The 11,008-nt window shown below is 69.3% G+C and carries 8 protein-coding genes; 5 read left to right on the top strand and 3 right to left on the bottom strand.

Features of this window, described 5'->3' with window-relative positions; translation table 11 throughout:
- Window positions 1-697: 697 nt before the first annotated feature.
- From ACVNF4_RS25490 to ACVNF4_RS25470, 5 genes are read left to right on the top strand one after another with little or no spacing between them, the layout of a single operon-like run.
- A complete protein-coding gene (locus tag ACVNF4_RS25490; protein ID WP_461805208.1) occupies window positions 698-4,723 on the top strand; it encodes an amino acid adenylation domain-containing protein in 4,026 nt (1,341 codons plus the stop codon).
- Window positions 4,724-4,765: 42 nt separating this feature from the next.
- Entirely contained in the window at window positions 4,766-5,671 is a 906-nt protein-coding gene (locus ACVNF4_RS25485) for a DMT family transporter (protein ID WP_461805207.1), read from the top strand.
- On the top strand, window positions 5,671-6,276 hold the full coding sequence (gene epsC, locus ACVNF4_RS25480) for a serine O-acetyltransferase EpsC (RefSeq protein WP_461805206.1): 606 nt from the start codon (window positions 5,671-5,673) through the stop codon (window positions 6,274-6,276). The genes ACVNF4_RS25485 and epsC overlap by 1 nt, the downstream gene beginning before the upstream one ends.
- Window positions 6,277-6,309: 33 nt before the next feature.
- Window positions 6,310-7,266, top strand: a complete 957-nt coding sequence (gene cysK / locus ACVNF4_RS25475; protein ID WP_461805205.1) for a cysteine synthase A — start codon at window positions 6,310-6,312, stop codon at window positions 7,264-7,266.
- A complete protein-coding gene (locus ACVNF4_RS25470) occupies window positions 7,263-8,513 on the top strand; it encodes a questin oxidase family protein (protein ID WP_461805204.1) in 1,251 nt (416 codons plus the stop codon). Before cysK ends, ACVNF4_RS25470 begins: the two co-directional genes overlap by 4 nt.
- A 136-nt stretch (window positions 8,514-8,649) precedes the next feature.
- Here the strand turns inward: ACVNF4_RS25470 and ACVNF4_RS25465 are convergent, their stop codons facing one another.
- The 3 genes from ACVNF4_RS25465 to ACVNF4_RS25455 form a co-directional block, all read right to left on the bottom strand.
- On the bottom strand, window positions 8,650-9,414 hold the full coding sequence (locus ACVNF4_RS25465; protein ID WP_461805203.1) for a glycoside hydrolase family 12 protein: 765 nt from the start codon (window positions 9,412-9,414) through the stop codon (window positions 8,650-8,652).
- 170 nt (window positions 9,415-9,584) lie between these two features.
- Complete coding sequence (locus tag ACVNF4_RS25460) at window positions 9,585-10,361, bottom strand: ABC transporter ATP-binding protein (protein ID WP_461805202.1); 777 nt, start codon at window positions 10,359-10,361, stop codon at window positions 9,585-9,587.
- A partial coding sequence (locus ACVNF4_RS25455; protein ID WP_461805201.1) for a FecCD family ABC transporter permease occupies window positions 10,358-11,008 on the bottom strand: 651 nt, incomplete at its 5' end. The genes ACVNF4_RS25460 and ACVNF4_RS25455, both read right to left, overlap by 4 nt.

Here is an 11,008-nt window from a genome sequence, read left to right as displayed (position 1 = left end):
GGGCTCCGGTGCGCCACGGGTGGCCCGCACCCCCGTCCCCGCCCGCCGATGGCGGGCGAGAGGGCGCTCGCGGCGATGCGTTCGGCGGCACGGCCGGACGAACCCCGCGCCGACGGCGAACGAGCGGCGGCCACCGATTCCGCTCGCCGGTCCGGAGCGGGTGCGCGACGCCATGGACGCCTTCGGATCCCAGGCCGAGCAATCCGCCGGAGCGGATAATGAGGCCTCACAGGACGGGTTTCGGACACGTATCGGAGCCGGGTTCCGGTTCCGGTGTTGACGGGTCAGTCGCCGCTTCATTAGCTTGATGATCGGTTACAAAACCTCACCCCGCGAGAGGGGACTTCTTGAGTCCGGATGCTCCGCACAGCTTGAATTGACCGCCAGCCAGGGACGCACGCAGAAAAATCACCCCGCCGACCGGTGAACCTTTCCGCACCGAGGCCCTGACTTGCCTCCGGGGCAATATCCCGCCCTCTGTTCACGCCGATCTTCGAGCTGCCGGCTCCGACTCTCAGCTGACCAGCCAGACCCGAGCGCCCAAAGCGCTCCCACCCGCATGCCGGAAATCCGAAACACTTCCGGCTCGGGCCGCGTGCTGCCCATATTCACACCACATCCATCGATAGCCCGACACCTCGGGGAGCCGCTCCGACGGTGGAACCTGCCCGTTTTCCGCACATGAGAGAGAGAAGCCATGCGTACCACGGTGCTCGATCTGCTTCGGGAACACGCTCGTTCGCACCCGCACCGCACAGCTGTCGTCCAGGACGACGAATCCCTCACCTATCGCGAACTCGTGGAACAGAGCTCGGACTTGGCGGCCTGCCTGCACGATCTCGGGGTGGCGCCGGAGTCGTACGTCGGTATATTCGTCGAGCCCTCGCTCGAACTGGCGGTGGGCGTCTGGGGCATCCTGTCGTCCGGCGCGGCATACCTGCCCCTGTCCCCGGAGTACCCCGACGACCGGCTCCGTTACATGATCGAGGACTCGGGCACCGAAGTCGTCCTCTCCCAACGGGAGTTCGCATCGCGGCTGGCCACGCTCGTGCCGAGGGGGACCTCGGTCGTCACCATGGACGACGTGGCCGCCTTCACCCGGCTGCACCCGAGGGGGAGCAGGCGCGAGCCCCCCGCGCCCGGTCCGGACGATCTGGCGTACGTCATCTACACCTCCGGCAGCACGGGAAAGCCGAAAGGGGTGATGATCGAACACGGCGGCGTCGTCAATCAGATGCGGTGGCTGGCCGCCGCACAGGGCATGGACAGCGGGAAATCCGTGCTACAGAAAACCCCTCTGAGTTTCGACGCGGCGCAGTGGGAAATCCTGGCCTCGGCTCTCGGCGGCAAAGTCGTGATGGGGGATCCCGGAATATACCGGGACGTCGAGCGGCTGATCGAGACGATCGTCCGGCACGACGTCACCACGCTGCAATGCGTCCCCACGCTGCTACACGCGCTCGTGGGCACGGACGAGTTCGCCGCGTGCACGTCTCTCACGCAGATTTTCAGCGGCGGCGAGACGCTGTCGAAGGGACTCGCCGCGCAATGCGTCGGATTATTACCCGGCTGCGAGCTGATCAATCTGTACGGTCCGACGGAGTGCACCATCAACGCCTCGGCGCACACCGTGGATCCGGCCGCGATCGAGGAGGGCCCGGACGCGATCTCGATCGGTGTTCCGGTCCACCATGTGCAATACCACATCCTCGACGCGGAAATGAACCCGGTCGAACCAGGTGAGATCGGCGAACTTTACATAGGTGGCGCGCAGTTGGCGCGTGGATATCTGCACCGGCCGGAGCTGACCGCTGAACGGTTCGTGAACAATCCGTTCGTGCCGGGCACCCGTTTGTTCCGCAGTGGTGATCTCGCCCACTGGAACTCCGACGGCACGGTGCAGTTCGTGGGGCGCGTCGACAATCAGGTGAAGCTCCGGGGTTTCCGGGTCGAACTCGACGAGATCAGGCTTTCGATCGAGAACCACGACTGGGTCAGGAACGCGGCGGTGGTGGTCCGCGACGACCCGCGCACCGGATTCCAGAACCTCATCTCGCTGGTGGAACTCGACCCCAAGGAAGCCGCCCTGATGGACCAGGGCAACCACGGCGCACACCACCAGTCCAAGAGCAGCCGGCTCCAGGTGCGTGCCCAGTTGGCCGACACCGGCTGCCGGGACCCCGAGGAGCTCGACGGCAAGGCCACGGTCGGCCTGCCGGACGGCAGCGCGGCGGCGCAGCGCCGGCAGGCGTTCGCGCGCAAGACCTACCGGTTCTACGAGGGCGGCGAGGTCACCCGGGCCGACCTCCTGGAGCTGCTGGCGGAGCGGGCCACCGAGGTGCGGCCCCGCGAGGCGGGGACGGTCGCGCTCACCGAACTGGGCGAGATCCTGCGCTACTTCGGCCGGCACCTCAGCGACCGGCGGCTGCTCCCGAAGTACGGCTACGCCTCTCCGGGATCGCTGTACGCCACCCAGCTGTACCTCGAACTGGACGGCGTCGACGGGCTGGCACCGGGCTTCTACTACTACCACCCGGTCGACCACCGGCTGGTGCTGATCCGGGAGAAGGACAACGCTGTCGCGGGCACCCGGATCCTCGTCCACTCGGCGGGCAAGCGGCGGGCCATCGAACCCGTCTACAAGAACAACGTCCGGGAAGTCCTGGAGATCGAGACCGGGCATGTCATCGGGCTGTTCGAGAAGATCCTGCCCGGCCACGGCCTGGCCGTCGTCGCCGGCGCCTACACCCCGGCCGTCATGGACAGCCTGGAGTGCGCCGGCGAGGACCACTACCTGGGCAGCTTCGAGATCGGCGCGCACACGGCCGCAGTGGATCTCCCGGTGGACCTCTACGTGCAGGCGCACCCGGGCGGCGTCCAGGGGCTGCCGGCCGGCCAGTACCGGTACCGCCACGGCGAACTGGACCTGGTCTCCGACGAGTTGATCCTGCGCAAGCACGTCATCGCCATCAACCAGCAGGTCTACGAGCGTTCCCGGTTCGGCATCTCGGTGATCAGCAGGACCGGTGCGGACTGGCGGCGCTACATCGATCTCGGCCGGACGCTCCAACGCCTGTCCATGAACGGGCTGAACCTCGGTTTCATGTCCTCCGGCTACAGCTCGAAGTCCGGCGCGGACCTGCCCGCGGCGAAGCGGATCGAGAGCATCCTCGCCGGCGCCGGCCTGCCGGTCGGTCCGTCCTACTTCTTCGTCGGCGGCCGGGTCAGCGACGAGCAGATCCGCGACGAGGGCATGAAGGAGGACACGGTCCACATGAAGGGCCCGGCGGAGATGATCAGGGACGACCTGATCGACTCCCTGCCCGACTACATGATCCCCAACCGGGTGGTGGTGCTGGACAAGCTGCCCGCCACGGTGAACGGGAAGCTCGACCACGCGGCCCTCGAACGGCTGGCGGAAGCCGCGGTCGCTCAGGACGACCGGCCCTTCGTCGCCCCGAGGACCACTGCGGAACGGCGGATCGCCGAGCTGTGGAAGGCGGGCCTGAAGCGCGACGCGATCTCGGTGCACGACGATTTCTTCGCGTCCGGCGGCAACTCGCTGATCGCGGTCGGCCTGATCAACCGGCTCAACCGGGAGTTCGGCAGCTCCCTCCCGCTCCAGGTGCTGTTCGAGGCGCCCACCGTCGAGGAGCTGGCGCTGCGCGTCCGAGGAGGGGCCGCCGACGACACGTCACGGCTGGTGCTCCTGAACGCGGCGACGGCGAAGCCCCCCGTCTACTGCTGGCCCGGTCTCGGCGGATACCCGATGAACCTGCGGCTCCTGGCGGACCGCGCCGGCCTCGGCCGCCCCTTCTACGGGATTCAGGCACACGGCATCAACCCCGGTGAGGAGATCTACCCCACCATCGAGGAGATGGCCGCGCGGGACGTCGAGGAGATCCGCCGGCGCCAGCCCGAGGGGCCCTACACCCTCTGGGGCTACTCGTTCGGCGCCAGGGTCGCCTTCGAGGCCGCCCACCAGCTGGAACAGGCCGGGGAACGGGTCGAGCACCTCTTCCTGATCGCGCCCGGCTCACCCGAGGTCGAAGCGGACGGGGGTGAGGCCGACTACCGGGACCAGGCGTACCTGACGATCCTGTTCTCCGTCTTCGCGGGCCGTATCACCGGCCCCGAACTGCGCGAATGCCTGCGGGTCGCCCACGACGACGAGAGTTTCGCCGCCTATGTCAGCGCCACGTTCCCGCCCCTGGACGCCGCACTCGTGAAGCGGATCACCTCGGTGGTGCACCGTACCTATTCCTTCGAGTACGAGTTCCACGAACTGGCGAAGCGGCACATCAGCGCCCCCGTCACGATCTTCAAGGCCACCGGCGACGACTACTCGTTCATCGAGAACAGCGCCGGGTACTCCGCCGCTCAGCCGTCCGTCGTCGACCTGGCCGCCGACCACTACAGCATGCTCCGGGAGCCGGACGTCGACGAGCTGGCCGAAGCGGTCCGAAGTCGCCTGAACACGGTGAAAAGGGAGATCATCTTGCCGCACGTCAACATCAAGTTCTTCTCGGACACGCTCCCCTCGGAACGGCAGGCCGAGCTGGTCACGGCGGTGTCCAAGCTCGTCCAGGGCGCGTTCAGCTGCGACGAGGACGTCATCTCGATCGCCCTGGAACCGGTCGAGAAGGAGAACTGGAACGAGCAGGTCTACGTTCCGGAGATCACCGGCCGCAAAGAGCTGCTGCACAAGTCACCGAGGTACTGAACACGAGGAACGTGAAACGACCGTCCACGAAGGCAAGGTGTCATGACCCACGCGTCCTCAGTCCGGTTTCTGTCACTGGCCCTGCTCTGGGGCAGTAGCTTCATGCTGATCAAGGTCTCGCTGGAGGGGCTGACCCCAGGTCAGCTCGTGCTGGCCCGACTCGTCCTGGGCTCCGCCGTGCTGATGGCGGTGGCGGCGGTACGCAAGGTGCCCCTGCCCCGCTCCGGCGAGACCTGGGGCCACGTGGCCGCGGCGGCCCTGCTCGGCAACGTCGTCCCCTTCCTCCTGATCTCCTACGGTGAACAGACCGTCGACGCGGGCCTCGCCGGGGTGCTGATCGGTATCACGCCGCTCCTCACCCTGGCCCTGGCCACCGCCGCGCTGTCCACCGAGCGGGCCACCGCGCGCAAGGCGGCCGGCCTGGTCGCCGGCTTTCTCGGGGTGGTGCTCGTCATGAGTCCGTGGTCCGCCTCGGGCGGCTCCCTCGGCGGTCAGCTGGCCTGTGTCGGGGCCGCGCTGAGCTACGCCTGCGGGTTCGTGTACGTCCGCAGGTTCCTGTCCCCCAAGGGTCTCGCCCCGCTGGCACTGGCCGGCTCGCAGCTCCTGGCCGCCGCCGTGCTCCTGGCCGCCGTCACCCCGCTGCTGACCTGGCACACCCCGGAGCTGACCGGCAGGGTCACCGCCGGTGTCGTCTGCCTCGGAGTGCTCAGCACCGGCCTGGCCTACGTGCTGTACTTCCGGCTCATCGGCGACGTGGGGGCCAGTACCGCGTCCGCCGTGAACTACGTCGTCCCGGTGTTCGCCGTGCTGCTCGGCGTCGTCCTGCTGGGCGAGCCGGCGACCTGGAACCTGGTCGTGGGCGGTCTGGTCGTGCTCGCGGGCGTCGCCTTCGCGGAGAACCGTGTCACGCGGCGGCGCGGTGGAGCCACGCTGTCGAGGACTTCGTGATGGGGGCCCGCAGGCTGTACCGCGCGGCCCTGGCCGACCTGGACATGATCCGGGAGCGTGACCCCTCGATGCTGTCCCGGGCGGAGGCGCTGCTGCACCCGGCGGTGCCGGCCGTCTGGGGGTACCGGGTGGCGCACCGGATGCACCGGCGCGGGCTGCGCCGGTCGGCCCGGCTCCTGTCCGTGGTGGCCAGAGTGGTGTCGGGCGGGATCGAGATCCATCCCGGCGCCCGGATCGGCCGCCGGTTCTTCGTCGACCACGGCACCGGTGTGGTCGTCGGCGAGACCGCGGTCATCGGCGACGACGTCACCATCTTCCACCAGGTGACGCTGGGTTCGGTCGGCTGGTGGCACGACCAGGAGCGGCCCGCGGGGTCGCGCAGGCACCCCGCGGTGGGTGACCGGGTGGTGATCGGCGCCAACGCCACCCTGCTGGGTGCGATCACCGTCGGCTCGGACGCGGTGATCGGCGCACAGGCGCTGGTCATCCGCGACGTGCCCGACAGCGCGCGTGTCCTGGCCCCCACCGCCGAACCCCAGCGCCGCCGCCCCCGCCGCGTCCTGCACCAGCAGGGCCGTACGCCCGTCGCCTTTCCCGTCTGGTGACCCCACCTTCCTCCCCCTTCTGAAAGAGGCACCGTGCTGACATCGACCAAGCGACCGCTCGCCACCTCCCTCGACCAGCTGATCGGCGGCACTCCGCTGGTCCGGCTCGACCTCGGGGCCGCCGACAGCGGCACCACCGTCTACGCCAAGCTGGAGATGACCAACCCGCTGTCCAGCGTCAAGGACCGCGCCGCTCTCCACATGATGGACGCCGCCGAGGAGCGCGGACTGCTGCGCCGGGGCGAGGGCACCGTCGTGGAGGCGACCTCCGGCAACACCGGCATCTCGCTGGCCGCCCTGTGCGCGGCCCGCGGATACCGGTGCGTGATCGTGCTGCCGGACAACGCGACCACCGAACGCGTCCAACTGTTACGCGCGTTCGGCGCCGAGATCGTGACGACCCCGCACGAGAACGGGTACATCGCCGCGGTCGAGAAGGCCGAGGAGATCCACCGCGAGCGGCCCGGCTCCTGGTTCGCCCGCCAGCACGAGAACCCGGACAACGTGCGGGCGCACCACGCCACCACGGGGCCGGAGATCTGGCAGGACACCGACGGCACCGTCGACGTGTTCGTCTGCGGGATCGGCACCGGCGGCACCCTGTCCGGCACCGCCCGCTACCTCAAGGAGCAGAACCCGGCGATCCAGGTGGTGGCGGTCGAACCGGAACGCTCACCGGTGCTCAGCCAGGGCTGGGGCGGGCCGCACCGCATCCCCGGCCTCAACGGCGGATTCGTCGCGTCCACCACGGACCCCGAGGTGATCGACGAGGTGCTGACCGTCTCCGACGACGACGCCTTCGCGGGCGCACGCCGGCTCGCCCGGACGGCGGGCCTGCTCGTCGGCGTCTCCTCCGGCGCCGCCGCGCACGCGTGCCGGACGCTCGTCGCGCGGCCCGAGTACGCGGGCAGGACGGTCGTGACGCTCTTCCCCGACACCGGTGAGCGCTATCTGTCCTGGCTTCAGGCGGCCGACGACGAGGCGAAGTGAGCCCGGACGACATGACCGACTTCTCGACGGTCGACCACCTGCTGAACGACCGGACCCACTACATCGAGTTCAACAGCGACCCCGGCCTGACCGGTCCGGCCTTCCCGGACGACCGGCTGCTGCCGTCCGCGAGACACCTCAGCAACCACGCCAAGCACGCGGTCATCGCGCTGACCGGGCTCGGCGCGTCGCCGGCGACGACGGAGGCTTACTACCGCGACTACACCACGCTCACGCCGTACGGCTACCCCCTGGAGCCGGCCAGGGTCTCGGAGCACTCCGTCCGCGAGGAGAACTGGGAGTCCCTCATCGGCGCCCGCGCCGGCTTCGCGGACTACTGCGAGTTCTTCGACCGGCGGGAGAAGGAGCTGGGCCTCGACGAACTCCTGAGGCGCCATGTGCCGAGGCTGCTGCCCGGCTGGGTCGGCGCCTTCACCCACGCCACCATCCACCTGGGCTGGGCGCTGGACGCGCGCCACCGCTGGATGACGATCGAGGGCCTCGCCTACATGGCGTTCGCCCACGTCTCCTGCCATCCGGAACGGACGGCCCCCGTCCGGGACGGCGGCCCGGGGGACCGGCGTGCGGTGGACTCCCTGCTGCGCGTCGCGGGCGAGTGGGAGCGCGATCACGAAACCCTCCGGCGGTGGGCGGAGGAGCTGATCGCCGCTCCGGAGTCCCCCGCGAAGGCGGAGATCCATCCCGAGCTGGCGGGGCTTCAGTACCGGATCGCCTGCGTGCTGGGCGAGGGGCACCCGTTGATCTACGGGACCCCCGCCTGGGTCGAGGACCAGGAGGCCGCCGAGAGCTGGGAGCAGCTGTACTACGCCGTCACCCTCTGGTACCTGGCGATGCCCGGCGACTTCATCGCCCTGCACCTGATCACCTCGCTCCACGCGATGGAGCAGATCGCGAGCCGCCTCCCGAGCGACCAGCAGAAGCACGCCGTGAAGTGCTACTGGACGGGCGTGCTGTGCATCGCCTTCTCCCGCGCCGAGTTCCCGGACCGGGCCCGGCTCGCGCACCTGCACGCACGGTTCGAGCACGCCGTCGACGACAGCACGGACCCCGCCCCGGACGACGAGTGGGAGCAGCTGATCGCCCGCGCCGTCGACCAGATCGAGGAGCACAACCCGAAACTGGTCTACGTCCTTCGCCGGGTGTGGCGCAGAACCGGCCGCCGCTCGGTCTACCGCGTCGCCGCCGGTCACTTCACTCCGACTCCGGAGCGCCTCAAGTCGTCGTGACCGGCACATCCCGCCCCACCTCGCCCCCACGCGAAACGGACCTCGCCGCCGGACCCTCTGGATCAGGGCCCGGCGGAAAGGTCCGCGTCGGGGTGTCACTCCGGTGTCAGGGACGGAGCGCACCGCCGTCACACGGCTAGATGCTCGATCCGCCGCCGGAGGTGTTGTTCCACCAGGCGCTGTAGGAGTTGAGGGAGTACCGCTTCTGCACGCCGCTGGTCGAGGTGATCTCAAGACCGAACTGCATCGTGTCGAAGGTGGTGTTGCGCAGGAGGTTCCACGAGGCGGCCCAGCGCCAGACGGCCGAGGCGTCGATGCTGCCGGTGTTGGTCTGCTGGGCGGGGATGAGCTGGAGGACGTTCCAGCCGGGGTCGGCCTGCCAGACCTCGGAGTACAGGATGCCGCCGATGGTCACGTTGGACGCGATCTGCTTGCCCCAGCCGCCGGTGCGCCCGGTCCAGCTGGTGAAGACCATGATCTCGTCCTGATTGTTGGTCGACCAGAGGTCGCTCGTCCAGTTCCAGTGGTCGCTGCCGGAGACGGGAGCCGACGACGTGTTGTACCAGAAGCCCGCCGAGTTCAGCTGCGACAGCGGGGTCTGGGGCCGGACCCCGGTGTTCGGGTAGGTCTTGATGCCGCCGCCGGTGTGGTTGGCGTCGACGTGCCAGGACTTGATGCTGTCGACGGTCAGGCACTGCGGGCCGTGGTTCTCACCCCAGATGTTGTTGTAGACCGTCCACGTGCCCTGGGTGTACGACCCCCACTGGTCACACGTGTTGTACACCGCGGCCTGCGCCGGGGCCGCGAAGCTCAGGAACCCGGCGATCACCGCGCCGATGACGGCCAGTCGGCCGAACCCTGCCGACTTGCTGCCTGCGGCTTTGAAGGCTTGCCATCTCATGTGTCCCTCCAAGGACGGCGTCGGACTGTTTCAGATACGTTTCGTCGAAGCGCTTGCGTCAGCGGACATTAATGAGCGAGCGCCTGAGCAGCAAGACTCTGCGCAGGAATGCATATTCCCTTCACAATTAAACTTTTTCGTCGAAGCGCTTCGACTACATCGGCCGCACGTCAGTCACACAACGGCCGCGCCGCGTAGACGATCCGCACGACCCCGTCCGCATGCCGCTCGGTCCGCGCCCGCACACCGAAGACCCCGGCGAGGACCTCGGGGGTCAGGACGTCGAGCACCGGACCGGCCGTCACCACACGCCCCTCGTGCAGGACGACGAGGTGGTCGCAGAGCCGTGCCGCGAGGTCGAGGTCGTGCAGGACCGCGAGGGTGGTGACCCCGCTCGCGCGGACCAGTTCGAGGAGTTCGAAGCGCGCCCGGATGTCGAGGTGGTTGGTGAGTTCGTCGAGCACGAGCAGCTCCGGCTCCTGCGCCAACGCCCTTGCCAGCAGCACCCGTTGACGTTCCCCGCCGGACAGGGAGGCGTAGTCCCGGCCGGCGAGAGGACGTACACCGCAGCGGTCGATGGCGCCGGCGACAACACGGTCGTCCTCGGCGTTGTCGCGGCCGAGCAGGCCGTGGTGGGGGGAACGGCCGAGGGCGACGATCTCGGCGACGGTCAGGCCGGTGGTGTTGCCGCCGGAGTCCTGGAGGACGGCGGCGGTCCGGCGGGCGGCGGCACGCGGGGACAGCGCCCACACGTCGTCCTCCCCCACCCGGACCACGCCGTCCGCCGGGCGCAGGGAGCGGTAGACGGTGCGCAGCAGGGTGGACTTCCCGCTGCCGTTGGGGCCGGCGAGGCCGACGATGTCGCCCTTGCGTGCTTCGAGGCTCACGTCGCGCAGGACGGGGTTGCCGTCGAGGGTGACGTGGAGGTGGTCGACGGTCAGTTTCACGAGTCCAGGCCCTTGTTGCGGCGCAGCAGCCACAGGAAGAAGGGGGCTCCGAGGAGCGCGGTGAGGATCCCCAGCGGCATCTCGTTGGGGCGGTCGAGGGTGCGGGAGAGGAGGTCGACGAGGACCAGGTAGAGGGCGCCGAGCAGCGCCGTCAGCGGCAGCAGCCTGCGGTGGTCGGCGCCGACGGTGAGGCGCACGAGGTGCGGGATCATCAGGCCGACGAAGCCGATCGAACCGGCGACGGCGATGACGGTCCCGGTGAGGAGCGCGCTCAGCACGAGCAGGGCCGCGCGCAGTCGGTTGACGTCGACGCCGAGCGCGGTCGCGGACTCGTCGCCGGCCAGCAGGGCGTTGAGGCGCCGTCCGAAGAGGCTGAGCAGGACGGTCGTCGCGAGGACGACGACGGTGACCGTCGGCACCTGCTCCCACTTCGCGCCGGCCACGCTGCCCAGCATCCAGAACATGACCGTCCGCAGTTCGGTCGGGGTCGCCTGGAGCTGGACGTAACTGGTCGCGGAGAGGAACACGTACCCCACGGCGACGCCGGCCAGCACCAGCCGGGTCGGTGCGAGCCGTCCCCGGCGCTGTCCGAGGGCGAACACCAGCGCGCCCGCCGCCAGCGCCCCGGCGAAGGCCGCCGCCGACAC

This window comes from Streptomyces sp. S6 (genome assembly GCF_054880855.1).
Note: the sequence above shows the minus strand (reverse complement) of the source record. Positions and strands in the feature narration are given on the sequence as shown.

What these genes read in the sequence shown, in the direction of transcription:
- ACVNF4_RS25465 (WP_461805203.1), bottom strand. Translation starts at nt 9,414, where the DNA reads ATGAGATGGCAAGCCTTCAAAGCCGCAGGCAGCAAGTCGGCAGGGTTC.
- ACVNF4_RS25485 (WP_461805207.1), top strand. Translation starts at nt 4,766, where the DNA reads ATGACCCACGCGTCCTCAGTCCGGTTTCTGTCACTGGCCCTGCTCTGG.
- ACVNF4_RS25490 (WP_461805208.1), top strand. Translation starts at nt 698, where the DNA reads ATGCGTACCACGGTGCTCGATCTGCTTCGGGAACACGCTCGTTCGCAC.
- epsC (WP_461805206.1), top strand. Translation starts at nt 5,671, where the DNA reads ATGGGGGCCCGCAGGCTGTACCGCGCGGCCCTGGCCGACCTGGACATG.